This window comes from Dyella sp. (assembly GCF_051954575.1).
GTDB lineage: Bacteria > Pseudomonadota > Gammaproteobacteria > Xanthomonadales > Rhodanobacteraceae > Dyella_B.
In genome coordinates this window covers 1-16,811 of the sequence record NZ_JBQCHP010000124.1, presented here as the reverse complement: position 1 = coordinate 16,811, position 16,811 = coordinate 1, and the positions used below count along the sequence as shown (strand labels likewise).

Here is a 16,811-nt window from a genome sequence, read left to right as displayed (position 1 = left end):
CCCACGAGCGTGAGAAGTCTATGACCCGAACATCGCACCGCCCTGGCCGTTCCTCATCCCGTCGACACCCTTCGCCGATCGCCACCGCCGTACGCAGCGCCTTGTTCCTGGGCATGATCGGCAGCGGCGCCTTGCATGCGCAGGATGCGTCCACGCCGCAAAGCGCCGCAACCCAAGCCAATGCCGACTCCGCCGCGCAGGCCAAGAATCTGCAAGCGGTGACTGTCACCGGCTCATTGATCCGTCGCGTCGATGTCGAAACCGCCAATCCGGTGACCACCATCGACAGCGGACAGATTGTCGCCAGTGGCAAGCCCACGCTGGGTGACCTGATGCAGCAGTTGCCATCCGTCGCTGGCAACGCCACCAACCCCAGCATCAACAGCGGCGGCGGCACCGGCGCCTCGACCGTGTCGCTGCGTGGCCTGGGCGATAACCGCACGCTGGTGCTGGTCAACGGGCATCGCCTTGCGTACGACGACGTCAACAGCATTCCTTCCAACATGATCGAACGTGTGGAAGTGCTGAGCGATGGCGCCTCGTCGGTGTATGGCTCCGATGCGATCGGCGGCGTGGTCAATTTCATCTTGAAGGATCACTACCGGGGCGTGCAGCTGAGCGCCGATTACGGCGAAAGCTCGCACAGCGACGGCAATCGCCGCGGCTTCAACCTGCTGGCGGGATTGTCCAGCGATCGAGTGAACTTCATTGCATCCATCACGCATCAGACGCAGAACCCGATCACCTCGGGCAAGCGCGATTATTCCGCTTATACGCTGGCATTCCGCGATGGGCAGGTGAAGAGGATCGGCTCCTCGGCGGTGCCCGGCGGCCTGGTGCAGGATGCCAGCGGCACCAATGTCACGCTCAATCCGGGCGTGACCGGCATCACCACCTTGGCCGATTATCATCCGTATACCTCGGCCGATTCGTTCAACTATGCGCCTTACAATCTGCTGCTGACGCCGCAGGATCGCACCAATATCTCGCTGTTCGGCTCCTACAAGTTCACGCCGCAGATCGAGGGGTATTTCAACCTGTTCTATACGCGCACGGCGGCCTCTTCGATCATCGCGCCGGTGCCGATCTTCGCCAACTCGGACGATTTCTTCGTTCCGTCCACCAACTACTACAACCCGTTCGGGCTCAACTTCGGCACCGATCGCGTCAGCGGCAACAGCTACAACGATTTCAACATACGCTTTACCTCGCTGGGCAACCGCATGTACGCCAATCAGACGTACGACCTGCAGTTCACGCCTGGCCTGCGCGGCAGTTTCGGCAATAGCAGCTGGCAGTGGAATGTCGATTTCAATTACGGCAAGGTCAGGCAGAAAACGCGCAACGAGGGTTTTATCGACTATGCGGGGTTCCAGCAGGCGATCGGCCCCTCGTTCATGTCCGGCAACGGCGTGGTCACCTGTGGCACGCCGGCCGCGCCGATCGCCAACTGCACGCCGATCAACATCTTCAACATCAATGACCCGGCTACTATCGCGTCGTTGAAGAAGCTGCTGGTCAATCCCGATTCGTTCTATCACTACACCATGCAGCAGTTCGAGGCGAGCGCCAACGGCGAGCTGTTCGATCTGCCCGCCGGCGCGGTGAACCTGGCCGCGGGGCTTTCCTATCGCCGCGAATCGCAATCGGATGGTACCGACACGCCCAGCGCAATCGCGATCAACGATGGTCCCTATGCGGGCCTGTGTGGCGTGGTGGAGTTCTGCGCCACCCAGCTCAGCGGCAGCTATACCGTGAAAGAGGCGTACGCCGAAACGCTGATTCCCGTGCTGGCCGACGTGCCATTTGCGCATTCGCTGAATATCGATATCGGTTCGCGCTTCTCGCGCTACAGCCTTTCCGGCACGACCACCAACAGCAAGATTGCGTTGGAATGGCGCCCCATCGCCGACCTGCTGTTGCGTGGCACGGCCTCGCAGGTATTCCGTGCACCGAACATCAGCGAGCTGTTTTCCGGTACATCCGGCGGTGCGCTGGCGGCCACCGATGTCTGCGATGGCTATACCGGCGGCCACCCGCAGGCCTGCGTGAACGTGCCGACCAACGGCAGCTTCCAGCAGATCAATCCGCAGTTGGGAGTGAGAAGTTCCGGCTCGGTGCCGGCCGGTTATGACTTGAAGCCCGAATACGGCAAGTCTTTCGATTTCGGCCTGGTCTACGATCCGCACTGGTTACCGGGCTTGTCGTTCAGCGCCGATGCGTGGCGCATCCATCTGCGCGACACGATCGTGGACGGCCTGGACCCCACCACTATCTTGAACGAGTGCTACTACAGCAGCCGCTTGTGCGGCCTGATCCATCGCGCCGGCAACGGCCAGATCAGCTACATCAACCTGCCCACCGTCAACCTTGGCGAAACCTGGGCCAGCGGCATCGATTCGACCATCCAGTATGCGTTTAACACCGAGCGCTTCGGCAAGTTCAACGCCAGCCTCACCAGCACCTACCTGCAGCGCTACGACGTGGATACGGCACCCGGCGACAGCTCCGTGCCGATCACGCACTGCGCCGGCTCCTATTGCGCGGTGTACGGCGAGTTTCCGCGTTGGCGCGGGTTGGCCACGCTCAACTGGAGCAAGGGACCGTGGAGCGCCACCTGGACGATGCGCTATGTAGGACGCACGCGCGTGGGCAGCGCGGATCTTTCGCAGGGCTATTCGGCGGACGAGAGCGTGCCTGGCGTGGTGCATCCGATCGGGGCGTATGTCTATCACAACCTGTCGGCCAGTTATGCGTTGGCGAAATATCACACCACGCTGTCGGCTGGCGTCGACAATCTTTCCAACAAGCAGCCGCCGATGTTTTACCAGTGGGGAAGCAACGGGAACTCGGATGCGTATACGTATGATTTGATCGGGCGGTATTACTGGATGCGGGCGACGGTGGCGTTCTGAACGCGTAGGTTGGGGTGCAAACCCCAACGTCGTCATGCACAACATTACGATGTTGGGGTTCGCACCCTGATATATCCCTACGTTTTTGCTTTTTGATGCCCGAAGAATCAGTAGGTTATGTTCTTTCTAATCGACAAAACATAGCGCCGTCATTCCGGCGAAAGCCGGAATCCAGTCAAAAATGGCGTGCGCAGCACATCCCATAAATGGTTGTGTGCTGCGCACGACGTATTCAAACTGGATTCCGGCCTTCGCCGGAATGACGACTCGCTCTGAAACGAGATCAGCGCAGATCTTGGTTTTCCCTCGGAATCACGCTCAAAAAATCAGGGTTTGCAGCCCAGCCTGCGTTATTTCGCGGCTGTTTTGCCGGCATCGGCCACGTCGCGCGTCCAGCCGCCACCCAACGCACGAATCAGATCCACGCTCGCCTGCAAGCGCCGCGTGCGGATCGTTTCCGCATTGCGCTGCGCCGATAGCGCGGCGGTTTGCGCGGTGACTACGTCGAGGTAATTGACGATGCCTTCGCGGTAGCGGTTGGTGGCGATGCTCATGGTTTGTTGTGCGGACGCCACCGCCTGGTCTTCCTGTTCCATTTCCGTGCCCAGGTCGCGCAGCAGCACGAGGTCGTCCTCCACCTGGCGGAATGCATCCAGCACGGTTTGCCGGTAGTTCGCGGAGGCGTCGTCGAATTCCGCCTTGGCCTGGTCGAGCCTGGCCTGGCGCAGGCCGGCATCGAAGAGCGGCAGCACCGCCAACGGTCCCAGCGACCAGAACCGGTTGCCGAGCGTGAGCAGGTTGCTGCTGCCGGTGTCCTGGAAACCGTAGGCCGCCGACAAACTTATGTCTGGAAAGAACGCTGCACGCGCCACGCCGATGCCTGCATTGGCGGCATAAGCGCGCCGTTCTGCTGCGGCGATATCGGGACGGCGCTGCAGCAGGCTGGACGGCACGCCCGGTGGTGTCAGCGGCATGCTCAGCGGAACTTGTGCGGGCGTAATCGAAAAGCTCGATGCAGGCTCGCCGATCAGGCTGGCGATGGCGTGCTCGGTCAATGCGCGCTGCGCCTGCACGTCGGTGACTTGCGCCTGTGCATCGTGCAATTGCGTTTGCGCGCGCGATACGTCCAGTCCGGAGGCGATGCCGCCCTGGTGGCGGTTCTCGGTGAGCGACAACGCACGTGTGTAAGCCTTGAGCGTGTCCTGAAGAATGGCCGCCTGTTGGTCGTAGCCGCGCAACCGCACGTAGTCGTCCGCCAGCCGCGCTTCCAGGCTCAATTTGGCGGTGGCCAGATCGGCCTGCGCGGCTTGTGACAGGGCGTGGCCCGCGCGGACTTCATTGCGAATGCGGCCCCACAGATCGAGATCGTAGTTGAGACCTACCTCGACGGTGTCGGCATCGTATTCGTTAGGTTGGTTGCTGCCGCGCAACGGTCGGTTATTCGACTGGCGGTTGCGTGTGGGATTGGCGAGCGCGCCCAGTCGTGGAAACAGGCCGGCGTTCAACTGGCTTTCGAAGGCGCGCGCAGTGTCGTAGCGGGCCAGCGCCGCGGCAAGGCTGGGGCTGTCGGCATCCAGCTTGGTTTCCAGCTGATCGAGCGTACCGTCGCCATAGATCGCCCACCAGTTGCCATGCGGCTGTTGGTCTGCCGGTGTGGCGGTTTTCCATTCGGCGCCAGCTTCCTTGAACGTGTCCGGCACCGGCGGCAGCGATGGCGTGTGATAGGCAGGCGCGAGCGAACAGGCGCTCAGGATCAATGACACGGCGATGCTTGCGCAAAGCGTCTCAACCCGCCGACGCATGGCCACCCTCCATCGCCACGTTCTCGTCGTTGTCGCTTTGCACGCGGACCTGGTCGCCGTCCATCAATGAATCGGGTGGATTTTCGATTACGCGATCGGCGGGGTTCAGGCCCTGGTCGATCTGCAGCGTGGTGCCCAGGTCAAGTGCCACATGGACCTTGCGCAGATGCACGCGTGCATCTGCGCCGAGCACCGCAACTTGCGGCCCGTGCGAGCGGAAGATCAACGCCGTGGCAGGAATGGTCACGCGATGCGGATCGACCTGGATGTCCAGTTGCACGTCGCTGTAGTCGCCGGGTTTGAGTTCGCCGTTCTTGTTGTCCGCTTCGAATTGCGCGAGCAGGCTGCCGGAGCTGGGATTGATCGCTTCGGAGTTGCCGATCAGCGTGGCGGTGAAGTCTTGTCCTGGCCATTCGGGCACGGTGAGCGTCGCCTTCATGCCGGGTTTGATGCTGCCCGCATCGACCTGAGGCACCGGTACGTACAAGCGCATGCGGCTGGTGTCGGCGACGGTGAACAGTTCCGGGCCGCTTTCGCTGTTGGCGGTGATCAGGTCGCCGACATCGGTATGCCGCGCGGTGACCACGCCGTCGAAGGGTGCCACGATCTTTTTGAAGGCCTCCAGCGCATTGAGCCTGTCCACGTCGGCCCTGGCAGCCAGCACGGTCGCCTGCGCAGCGGCGGCATCACCGGCCTTTTCGTCGGCTTCCTGCTTGGATACCGAGTCCGAACCGAGCAGATGCTGCCAGCGCTGCGCGGTCATGTCGGCCAGATGCGCATTGGCCTGCGCCTTGCCCAGTACCGCCTTGGCTTGCTCGAGCTGCTGGTCGAGTTCGGGGGTGTCGATTACCGCCAACACATCGCCGGCTTTGACCTTCGCGCCGATGTCCTTGTACCAAGCCTTGAGATAACCGCTGACACGCGCATGGATCGGCGCGCTGTTCCATGCTTCGAGGTGGCCGGGCAGGGTAATGGCATGCGTGCTGGCCGGGTCCATCGCGGGCGCCAGGCGCACGCTGGGAACCAGTTGCGCGTCGGTCCATTGCACAAGTTCCTGATGCTGGTGGCGCCGTGCCGCCAGGCCGGCCGTCACCACCAGCGCGGCGGCTAATGCAGAGCCGATGCCGATGGCTTTCAAATGCCTGGGCTTGCGCACCACGTGTACGTCTGCAGAGTTATGCGACATGAGGGAAACCCGATACGGAAACGTCAGAGGGAGCGCGCTGTTCGCGGCCATGCACCAGGCTGAACACCACCGGCACGAACAGCAGCGTGGCGCAGGTGGCGAACAGCAGGCCGCCGATCACGGCGCGGCCTAGCGGCGAGTTCTGTTCGTGCGCCAGCGCCATCGGCAGCATGCCGATGATCATCGCCAGCGCGGTCATGCACACCGGACGGAAGCGCGTGAAGCCTGCTTCCAGTGCGGCCTTGATCGCATCGCCATGTTCGGCAAGACGCTCGCGCGCAAAGCTCACCACCAGGATCGAGTTGGCCGTCGCTACGCCCATGCACATGATGGCGCCGGTCAAGGCGGGCACGGACAGCGTGGTGTGCGTGACGAACAGCATCCACACGATGCCGGCCAGCGCGGCGGGCAGTGCGGTGATGATCACGAATGGATCCACCCATGACTGAAAGTTCACCACGATCAGCATATAGATCAGCACGAACGCGCCGAGCAGGCCGAACAACAGACCGGAGAACGCGGTGTTCATGGCCTGCACCTGGCCTAGCAACTGTACGGTGGAACCCTTGGGGCGATCCTTGGCCGCATCGTCCAGCACGCGCTGGATGGCGGACGCGACCGCACCCAGGTCGCGCCCCTGCGTGGTGGCGTAGATGTCGAACGACGGCATGATGTTGTAGTGCGTCACCACCGCGGGCGAGGCCGTGCGTTGCACCGAAGCCAGCGCACCGAGAATCTGGTGCATGCCGTTGGCGGATGAAGTGATCGGCAGGCTTTGCAGATCGGCCAAGTGGTCCATGCGGTATTGCGGCGTCTGCGCCACCACCGCGTACGACACGCCATTGGCGGGATTCAACCAGAACGTAGGCGCTACCTGGGAACTGCCGGCGAGCGAGGCGACCATGCTGTTGGTGACATCGCGCTCGGTAAAGCCCAGGCCGCTGGCGCGCACGCGATCCACGTCCACGTTCAACTGCGGCGCGCCGGTGGACTGCTGCAGGCGCACGTCGGCAATGCCGGGAATCGCACGCATCTTGCGCATCAACTGGATCGCGTAGGCCTGGTTGCCGGCAGTGTTGCGGCCGGCGATCTTCACGTCCAGCGGTGCGGGCGCGCCGAAGTTGAGAATCTGGCTGGCCATGTCGGCGGGCAGGAAGGCGAAGTCGGTACCGGGAAATTCACGTGGCAGCACTTCGCGCAGTTTCTTGACGAAGCCGTCGGTATCGTCGTGGTCTTCGTTGAGCAGGATCTGGATGTCGCCATCCTGCGGTCCGATGGTGCCGCTGGCGTTGTAGACCATGTTGGTGCCGCTGAGCGGCAGGCCGATGTTGTCGACGATGCTGTCCAGCTGCGCCGGCGGAATCACGCGGCGGATCGCGCGTTCGATGTGATCGAATTCGGCCGCTGTGTCCTCGATGCGCGTGCCGATGGGTGCACGCACGTGCATGGCGATAGCGCCGGCTTCCGTGCTGGGGAAAAAATCGCGGCCCAGGAACGGCACCAGCGCGAACGATGCCAGCACCACTACCAGAAAGCCGATCACGAACGGCCGGCGCGAACTCAGGGCCAGGCCAAGAGCGTTGTAATACGCATCGCGCACCTGGGTAAAGTGGTGCTCGAAGCGCTGCTGGAAATGCACCAGCGCCAGGCGCAGCCGGCCGCGCTGGATATCCGGGTGCTGGTCGCCTTCGTGATGGTTGATATAGGCGTCTTCCGGATGGTCGCCCACACCCTTTTCGGTGACGTGCGGCTTGAGCAGGTACATCGCCATCGTCGGCACCAGCGTGCGCGACAGCACGAACGAGGACATCATCGCGAAGATCACCGCCAGCGCCATCGGCCGGAACAAAAAGCCGGCGATGCCTTCGAGCATGAACATCGGCACGAACACGATGCAGATGCACAGCAGCGAGACGAAGGCCGGCGTCACGATCTGCCTGGCGCCATCCATGATCGCGGTATGCACGTCCTTGCCCTGTTCCAGGTGCCAGTTGATGTTCTCGATGGTCACCGTCGCATCGTCGACCAGGATGCCTACGGCCAGTGCCAGGCCGCCCAGGGTCATCACGTTGAGCGTCTGGCCGAAGGCGGCGAGCAGGGCGATCGCGGAAAGCACCGCCAGCGGAATCGAGACGGCAATGATCACCGTCGAGCGCCAGCTGCCGAGGAAGATCAGGATCATCACCGAAGTGAGCAGCGCGGCGATGATGCCTTCGCGCGCCACCGAGGCGATCGCGCCGCGCACGAAGATGGATTGATCGCCCAGCAGTTTCAGTTTCAGCGACGAAGGCAGCGTTTCCTGCGCCAGCGGCAGCAGCTTTTTGATGCCGGCGACTACCGCCAGCGTGGAAACATTGCCACCCTTGAGCATCGGCATCAGCACCGCACGCTGGCCATCCACGCGTACTTCGTTCTGTTGCGGCGGCGCGCCGTCGTGCACATGCGCAACCTGGCCGATGGTGATGGTGGCGCCGTTGACGGTCTTGATCGGCAGCTCGTTCAGCGCCTCGATCGCGGTGGGGCTGTCGTTGAGCTCGATCGTGTATTGTTCGTGACCGATCTTGATGCTGCCCACCGGAATGATCTGGTTCTGCGCCGCCAGCGCATTGCCGACGTCCTGCGCGGACAGGCCCTTGGCGGCCAGCGCCTGCGGATCGAGGTCGATCATGATCTGGCGCTGCTTGCCGCCATATGGCATCGGAATGGCCACGCCGCGCACCGATACCAGGGTGGGGCGCAGGAAATTCTGCGCGATATCGCGGATCTTGCCTTCATCGAGCTTGCTGCTCGATAGCGCCATCTGCAGGATCGGCACGGTGGAGGCGTTGTAATTGATGATCTGCGGCGGCGTGATGCCGGGCGGCATCTGCTTGAGCACCGTCTGCGAGATCGAGGTGACCTGCGCGGTGGCGGTGCGGATGTCCACGCCGGGCTGGAAGAAGATCTTCACCACACCGATGCCGGGCAGCGATTGGGACTCGATGTGTTCGATATCGCTGACGGTGGAGGTGAGCTGCCGCTCGTAGTAGTAGATCACCCGTCCGGACATCGCGCTGGGCGACTGGCCGTTGTAGGTCCACACCACGCTGATGACGGGGATGCCGATGTTGGGGAAGATGTCGGTGGGAGTGCGCAGCGCGGCCAGCGGTCCTGCGATCAGGATGAAGAGCGCCAGCACGATGAAGGTATAGGGACGTGATAGGGCGATGCGGACCAGACCCAGCATGCGGCATTTCCATCGATACAAGCCAACGATGGGCGGCATTATTCGCGATGGGCCGGGGGTGTTGCCTTTCGGGGGGATGAAGATTTTTTCATGTTGGGCAGGAGGCGGGAATTGCCGATGCCTCCACGGCACGCCACCGTCATTGCGGTCTTCGCCGGAATGACGGCATCTGGGCACGTGTGCGCGTAAACGAAAAACGCGAGGATATACCAGGGTGCGAACCCCAACATCGCCATGCATTACGGGAGTGGACTGACCGCGCACGCCATCCCGATGCGCGTTCCGTCTTCACCGCCGTCAATGCTCAATTCAAAATCATGCAACTTCGCAATCGCCGCGACGATGCTCAGCCCCAACCCGTGCCCGGTGGTCTCACGACTTCCTTCACCGCGATAAAACCGCTGCCATATGGCATGGCGCTCTTCCACCGGAATCCCCGGCCCGCTGTCGGCCACTTCGATCCGCGCGCGCTCTGGCGCCAGGCGCGTGGCGCTCATCGTCACCTTGCCGCCATCGGGCGTGAACTTGATTGCGTTGGCGACCAGGTTCCCGATTGCCTCGAACAATAGATCCGGATCGGCCTGCACGATCAGCCCGGGTTCGGTGCGCAGCTCCAGCAGCTGCTGTCTGTCCTCGGCCAGCGGCGCATACAGCTCATGCACGTGCTGCAGTGTTTGGCCGAGGTCCACGGCGACAAAGCCTTCCCGCCGGTGGCGATCTTCCAGCTCGGAAATACGCAGCAAGGCGCGAAAACGCCCCAGCACTTCATCGATGTCGGCCACGCAGCGCTCGACCAGCGCCTGGTGCGGATCGTCCTCGCCCAGCTGCTGTTGCACGCGATAAAGCTGCGAACGCAAACGCGTCAGCGGCGTGCGCAGGTCGTGGGCGATGTTGTCGCAGACCCCTTTCACTTCGCCCATCAGCCGCTCGATCTGGGCGAGCATGTCATTGACGATCGCGGCCAGACGATCCACCTCGTCGTCGCGCTTGCTGACCGGCAGGCGCTTGCGCAGATCGCCATGCATGATCGCCTGCGTGGCCAGCTTGATCTGCCGGATACGGCGTCGCGGCCCTATATTGAGAATCAAGCCACCGATCAAACCGGGTACCAGGGTGAACGACAAACCCCACCACAAGGCATGCTTGATGATGCTGCCGACGTGCGCGGTGACGCCGGTGGTATGCGCCAGCGCCAGCACGTTGCCGTCGTCCAGATGCGCGGCGATCAAGTGCAACTGGCCAATATTGGGCAGCGCCTGCTGGCGGATGATGTCGCGCGCTTCGATGCGGATGGGGCCGCCGCCGATCTTCAGCGCCGGCGGCAGGCGCACGATGTCGCCGTTGATCCAACGGCCCTGCGCATCGAACAGGCCCCAGGCGTTGTAGCTGGTGTCTTCCAGCGCGATGTAATCGTCGAGCATCGCGGCCAGATGGGCGCGGTCGACGTGGCGCAGATGGTCGATCTGGTGGGTGAGGTCGCGGTCGGTGTGCTCGGCCAGGTAGCGCGTGGTTTCCCAATAAATGGAGCCGAGCAGCAAGGTGCCCCAGATCACGAAGAACACGCCGTAGCTCAGCAGCAGGCGCGAGGTGGTGGCGCGCCAGTGCGGGGACGGCTCGCGGCGGGCCGTGGCGCTATCCAAGCCGATAACCCGAGCCGCGCACGGTGCGGATCAAGGAAGGCTCGCCCTCGGTATCCACCTTGCGACGCAAGCGTGCGATGTGCACGTCGATCAGGTTGGTGCCCGGATCGAAGCGCAGGCCCCATACGCTTTCGAAGATCATCGCGCGGGTCAGTACCTGGCCAGGGTAGCGCATCAGGAATTCCAGCAGGCGATATTCGGTGGGCAGTAGCGACAGCTCGCGTCCGCCGCGGCGGGCCACGTGCGTGATCAGGTCCAGTTCGAGATCGCCCACACGCAACCGGGTCTGCGCGGGTTGCTGGCGGCGCAGCAGCACTTCGATGCGCGCGGCCATTTCGTCCGGCGCGAAGGGTTTGGTGAGGTAATCGTCGCCGCCGGCGCGCAGGCCGCGTACCCGTTCGTCCACGTCTCCCAGCGCGCTGATCATCAGCACCGGCGTGGCGATGCCGCGCTCGCGCAATTGCTTCACCAGGCTCAGGCCGTCCATGCCCGGCAGCATCAGGTCCAGGGTGATCGCGTCGTAATGGGGCGCCTGCGCGGCGCGCAAGCCTTCGTCGCCGTTGTGCACGCGGTCGGCGCTGATGCCGTGCGCGGCCAGCTCCAGCGCAATTTCTCGCGCCGTGATTTCGTCGTCTTCGATGACTAGTACGTGAGGCATGCTCGAATGGGCGGTAGGCGTAGGTTGGGTTGGCGAAGCGTAACCCAACACCCCGTCCTTGAAAAAAAGAAACCCCCTTCCGAAGAAGAGGGTTCGATGTTTCAAGACGCCGGGCCGGTCATCCCGGCCTGCACTATCACTTCGTCCGCAGCGGCGAAATCAAGTTGCTCGATTGCGTAATGTTCGTGGCCGTGCTCGAAATGGTCACGTCGCGCGGCACCCAGCCAGGGGTGAAGATCGACACGTTGTTGTTGTAGAACCACGCATCGCCATTCCAGTTGATGGTGTTGCCGATCAACTGCACGTTGTTGGTGGTGCCGCCGATGTCCAGGCCGAACAGCCAGTTCTGGGACAGCGTACTGTTGCTGATCACCAGGCCATTGGGGCTGTTGGTATATACGCCGTAACCCTTGTTGTTCTGCGAGGTGAATTTGTTCAGGACCACGTCCGACACGTAATCGCGAATTTCCAGGCCGCTGCCGGCGTTGTTCGCCACGGTGACGTTCTCCAGGCGCACGTGCTGGGTGGAGCCCTGCGTCATCGGTTCGATGTCGATGCCGGACTGCGGCGCGGTGCCGTTGGAACCGTTGAAGCTGCTGTTCACCACGTACACCTGGGTGGCCGGTGCGATGGTCAGGCCCTGGCGGCGGTTGTTGCTGGAGGTGACGCGGTTGAGCGTGACATTGGTCGACAGCACGGCCGAGGTGCCCGAGCCGATCGCGCCCACCAGCAGGCCGTCACCCCAGGAATCGGAGACGTGGATGTCGTGCACGTAGACATTGCTAGACCCGGAGACGTTGATGCCATAGCCCCACTCGCCAGTGGTGCCCACGTGCTGGTTGCGTTCGCCGACCACGTTGCCGCCGACGATCTCGACGTTGTTGACGTTCCACGCCTTTACCACCCAGTAGCGGCTGGCGCTGTTCGCAATGGCCTTCAGGTACGCGCTGCCCCACATCGACAGACGCACGTGCGAGCGCAGGTTGATCGCCTTGAGCGCGTTGATCATGTACGTGCCGTTTGGCACCACGACCGTGCCGCCGCTGGCGGGCAGGGCGTTGATGGCTGCCTGGATCGCGGCGGTGTCGTCGGTGACGCCGTTGCCCATGGCGCCGAAGTTCTTCACGTTCAGCGCGGTGGTGCCGATCGACACGGTCGGCGTGGTCGTCCACCAGTTGGTTGCGGATGCCGGCACGGCTACGCTGGCCAGCGTCAACGAAGCGGCGATGGCCGTCAAAATTTTGCCGCGAGTGTTTAAGCGGGGAACACGGTTCCCCAGCGCGCCTTTCGGCGCGGATGTGATGTTCATGTACTGCCCCCTGGTTTGATTGTGTACAGCGTTTTTTTACAGCGGGGCTACGATCCGGCACGGACCAGTGAAAGCGCAAATGTGAAATGCTGTTTCTGCTCACAGTATGTGAACGTGACTTTCACGAAATGCATGCAGTGTCGAACAGTCCCGCTTTTTTCGGGGCTAAAGGGTTCGCCAGGCACCGTCGATAACCTCATCGAGCTACGCATGAGGCGATGGTTGTGAACCCTATAGACGAAAAGATTTTGTCTGCCGCGATGGAAGCATCCACACAGGCCCCTGCTTGCGCGGGGCATCATGAAGCGTCAAGAAAACCCACCGTGCTGGTGGTCGACGACGAACCGGGCATCCTCTCCGCATTGAGGCGGTTGCTGGCCATGGCGCCTTATCGCGTGCTGGTGGCGCAAAACGGCGCCGCGGCACTGGAGCTGCTGGCCAGCGACGAGGTGGATCTGATCATTTCGGACATGCGCATGCCGGGCATGTCCGGCGCGGAACTGCTGTCGCAGGCGCAGGCACTGTATCCGGAAACCATGCGCATCCTGCTCACCGGGTACTCGGAAATCGAATCGGTGGTGCGGGCGATCAACGAAGGCGGCATTTATCGTTACCTGAGCAAGCCCTGGGATGAGCACGACCTGCTGCTCACCATCCGCCAGGCGCTGGAACAGCAGCGGCTGCGCAAGGAAACGGCGCGGCTGCTCACGCTGACGCAGCAGCAGAACGAACAGCTCGCATCGTTCAACACCGCGCTGGAGGCGAAAGTAAAGTCCAGGACCGAGGAGATCCGCCAGACCGTACTGTTCCTGGAGGACGCGCAGAAAGACTTGCGCCGCAACTTCCTGACCATGGTGCAGGTTTGCTCGAGCATGATCGAGCTGCGCTGCGGCGCGCTGGGCGGCGAATCCCATCGCGTGGGCGAGTCGGCGAAACAGCTTGGGCTGGCGCTCGGCATGGATGGCCTGGACGCGCAGGATCTTTATGTAGCCGGACTCCTGCATGGCATCGGCAAGCTGTCGCTGCCGGATGAACTGCTGCACAAGTCCATCGACCGCATGACGCCGGCGGAAAGCCATCTGTACCACCAGCATCCGCTGCGCGCGCAGATGCTGCTGACGCCGGTGGAACAACTGCACCATGTCGCGCACATCATTCGACACCAATACGAGCGCTTCAACGGGCGCGGCACGCCGGACAGCCTGTCGGGCGCAAGCATTCCGATCGGCTCGCGCATTCTCGCCGTGGCGCGCGACTATGCCGGCCTGCAAAGCGGTGTGATCGTGCGCGAGCGCATGCGTGCCGGCCAGGCAGCCGAATTGATCAAGATGCAGGCTGGCCTGCGTTACGACCCGCAGGTGGTGGAGCAATTCCTGGCATTGCTGGAAGACCCTTCCGCACTGGGCGGATCGATGCCCTACATGCAAATCGCCAGTGCGCAATTGCTGGCCGGCATGACGCTCGCCGACGATCTGCGCACCAACCGGGGCGTTTTGTTGATGACGAAAGGAAGCGTGGTATCCGATTATCAGGTCTCCGTCGTGCGGCGTTACGAGGCGCAGGAGAGCACGCCGTTCGTCATTTCGATCCAGGTGCCGCCGGCCGAAGCCAACCGCGTTGCCCAAGTCGGGTAGGCGCCGCGCAGGCGGAGATCACGCGATGAACGGCACCTACAGTCTTCCGCTGGTTGCGCTTTCGATCGCCATCGCCACCCTGGCGTCGTACACCGCGCTGGACTTGAGCAGCCTTATTTCGCTGATCGACCGTCCACGCCTGCGTTCCGGCTGGCTGGCCGCCGGCGCCGCGTCCATGGGCATCGGCATCTGGGCCATGCACTTCATCGGCATGCTCGCTTTTTCGGTATCAGTGCCGCTTGGCTATGACTTTGGCGCCACGTTCCTGTCGCTGGCGATCGCCATGTTCGTCTCTTACTTTGCACTCAACGCGGTCACGCGTCCGGTACTGAAGCGCGAGCGGCTCGTGGTGGGTGGCGTGCTGATGGGGCTGGGCATTGCCAGCATGCACTACGTGGGCATGACGGCGCTGCAGATGGAACCGCCGATCGACTACGACCCGTGGCTGTTCGTGGCCTCGGTCGGCATCGCCATCGCGACCTCGACCACCGCGCTATGGCTGGTGCATCGCCTGAGCGTGGAAGACAAGTCGCACGTGATCATCAAGCGCATCGGTGCGGCCGGCGTGATGGGTGTTGCCATCGCCGGCATGCACTATACGGGCATGGCATCCGCGCAGTTTCAGAGCGGCGCCATTTGCACCACCCTCAACGGTATCGGCGGGCCATGGCTGGGCGCCACCATCGCGCTGTTCACGGCCACCATCCTGACCGCGACATTGGTGGTCTCACGCTTCGACGCGCGCACGGCGTACCTGCGCGGCAAAAACGATGCACTCGAAGAACAGGTGAAAAAGCGCACGGGCGAACTCGAAGGCGCGCTGCGCCAGTACGAGCAAACCACCTACATCCTCGAACAGACGCGCAAGCGGATGGAACAGGAGATCGAGCAGAGCAAGGCGGCGCAGCAGCGCCTGGAAATCGAAAAGGAAGAACAGCATCGCCTGATCCATATGCTTGAAGAAGCGAACCTGCAATTGCTGCAGTCCGAAAAACTGGCCTCGATCGGTCAGCTGGCGGCCGGCGTGGCGCACGAAATCAATAACCCAGTCAGCTTCGTCAACGCCAATCTCAACACCTTGAAACATTGGGTGCGGCAATTGCTGGCTGTCATCGTCGCCCAGGAAACGGCCATCGGGACGCCCGCCGCGGAAATGCTCAAGCCGGTCGCAAAAATGGAGGGCGATCTCGACCTGGACTACGTGCGCAACGACATCATGATGCTGATCGACGAGTCGATCGAAGGCGCCATGCGCGTACGCCAGATCGTGCGCGACCTGCGCGATTTCTCCCGCCCCAGTGGCGAGGAATGGGCGTTGGCGGATCTGCACGCCGGACTGGAAAGCACCTTGAATGTGGTGCACAACGAGATCAAGTACAAGGCCAATGTGATCCGCGACTACGGCGAACTGCCGCCGGTCGAATGCAACGCCGCCCAGCTCAACCAGGTGTTCATGAACCTGCTGGTGAATGCGTCGCAAGCCATCAAGGAGCAGGGCACGATTACTGTAAGAACCGCCTGCTGGGGCGATATCGTCACGGTCTCCATCACCGATTCGGGCGCGGGCATCGCCGAAGAAGTCATCGGCAGAATCTTCGATCCGTTCTTCACCACCAAGCCGCTAGGGCAGGGTACCGGGCTGGGCCTGTCGATCTCGCATGGCATTGTCGAACATCATCGTGGGCGGATCGAGGTTGAAAGTCGTGCAGGTGAGGGGACGACGTTTACGGTCACGATTCCGGTGAGGCGTAGTGCGCGGGCGGCGTAGCGACGACGATAAGGTGACTTGTAGGCTGGGATGCCAATCCCAGCATCGCCTTTGCAGGAAAAGCTGGGATTGCATCCCAGCCGACAAAGTTGCAGGGTCCCGGCGTTCGCCGGGGGCGGCGAGCGCGAAATATATGGCTTGGCCGAAAGTAAAATGGCAGGCGGGCCGTTATACCCACGGAACAGAAAAGTGAATCGCCCAAAGCCATGTCGATTTCCGCAAGCCTGGTTCGTCGCACGGGCAGGAGTGGGAAAATGGCCCGGTTTGACGTGCCTCCCCAGCTCTGTCATTCACTTGCGGAGATACGACAATGCGCTTTCTATCGATAGTACGAATCGACGAAAACTCGGGCCTGCAGCCCAGCCCGAAGCTGATGGCCGACATGGGCACGCTGATGGAAGAGCTGACCCGGGAAGGCAAACTGATCAACACCGCCGGCCTCACGCCCACCGCCGAAGGCACGCGTATCCGGCTGTCCGGCGGCAAACTGAGCGTGGTCGATGGCCCGTTCACCGAAGCCAAGGAAGTGATCGGCGGCTATGCCTTGCTGGAAACGGCATCCAGGGAAGAAGCCCTGGAGATCACCAAGCGCTTTCTGCGCGTGCATGGGGATGAATGGAATGTGGAATGCGAGGTGCGGCAGTTGATGACGCATGGTGAGACCTGCGGGTGA

The 16,811-nt window shown here is 62.4% G+C and carries 10 protein-coding genes; 4 read left to right on the top strand and 6 right to left on the bottom strand.

Going from position 1 to position 16,811, the window contains the following annotated elements:
- Positions 1-20: 20 nt before the first annotated feature.
- Positions 21-2,915 carry a TonB-dependent receptor gene (locus tag ACTHNE_RS16190; protein ID WP_440269787.1) on the top strand — a complete coding sequence of 965 codons (2,895 nt, stop codon included), beginning with the start codon at positions 21-23 and terminating at the stop codon, positions 2,913-2,915.
- Between the two features lie 350 nt (positions 2,916-3,265).
- Here the strand turns inward: ACTHNE_RS16190 and ACTHNE_RS16185 are convergent, their stop codons facing one another.
- The 6 genes from ACTHNE_RS16185 to ACTHNE_RS16160 all read right to left on the bottom strand — a co-directional run bounded on the left by ACTHNE_RS16185 (position 3,266) and on the right by ACTHNE_RS16160 (position 12,736).
- Positions 3,266-4,717 (bottom strand): efflux transporter outer membrane subunit, encoded by a 1,452-nt coding sequence (locus ACTHNE_RS16185; RefSeq protein ID WP_440269786.1) that lies wholly within the window; start codon positions 4,715-4,717, stop codon positions 3,266-3,268.
- Positions 4,701-5,903 (bottom strand): efflux RND transporter periplasmic adaptor subunit, encoded by a 1,203-nt coding sequence (locus ACTHNE_RS16180; RefSeq protein WP_324938886.1) that lies wholly within the window; start codon positions 5,901-5,903, stop codon positions 4,701-4,703. Before ACTHNE_RS16180 ends, ACTHNE_RS16185 begins: the two co-directional genes overlap by 17 nt.
- Complete coding sequence (locus tag ACTHNE_RS16175) at positions 5,893-9,129, bottom strand: efflux RND transporter permease subunit (protein ID WP_440269785.1); 3,237 nt, start codon at positions 9,127-9,129, stop codon at positions 5,893-5,895. Before ACTHNE_RS16175 ends, ACTHNE_RS16180 begins: the two co-directional genes overlap by 11 nt.
- Before the next feature lie 239 nt (positions 9,130-9,368).
- The gene (locus ACTHNE_RS16170; protein ID WP_440269784.1) at positions 9,369-10,769 is read right to left on the bottom strand and encodes a sensor histidine kinase; all 1,401 of its coding nucleotides are present in this window, start codon (positions 10,767-10,769) and stop codon (positions 9,369-9,371) included.
- The gene (locus ACTHNE_RS16165) at positions 10,762-11,427 is read right to left on the bottom strand and encodes a response regulator transcription factor (protein WP_324938893.1); all 666 of its coding nucleotides are present in this window, start codon (positions 11,425-11,427) and stop codon (positions 10,762-10,764) included. The genes ACTHNE_RS16170 and ACTHNE_RS16165 overlap by 8 nt, the downstream gene beginning before the upstream one ends.
- Before the next feature lie 136 nt (positions 11,428-11,563).
- Positions 11,564-12,736, bottom strand: coding sequence for a glycosyl hydrolase family 28-related protein (locus ACTHNE_RS16160; protein ID WP_440269783.1), 1,173 nt, complete (start codon positions 12,734-12,736; stop codon positions 11,564-11,566).
- A 323-nt stretch (positions 12,737-13,059) separates the two neighbouring features.
- Between ACTHNE_RS16160 and ACTHNE_RS16155 the strand changes: the two genes are divergently transcribed.
- From ACTHNE_RS16155 to ACTHNE_RS16145, 3 genes are all read left to right on the top strand, one after another.
- On the top strand, positions 13,060-14,370 hold the full coding sequence (locus ACTHNE_RS16155; RefSeq protein WP_440269782.1) for an HD domain-containing phosphohydrolase: 1,311 nt from the start codon (positions 13,060-13,062) through the stop codon (positions 14,368-14,370).
- A 25-nt stretch (positions 14,371-14,395) separates the two neighbouring features.
- Entirely contained in the window at positions 14,396-16,138 is a 1,743-nt protein-coding gene (locus ACTHNE_RS16150; protein ID WP_440269781.1) for a histidine kinase, read from the top strand.
- Between the two features lie 310 nt (positions 16,139-16,448).
- Complete coding sequence (locus ACTHNE_RS16145; RefSeq protein ID WP_440269780.1) at positions 16,449-16,811, top strand: YciI family protein; 363 nt, start codon at positions 16,449-16,451, stop codon at positions 16,809-16,811.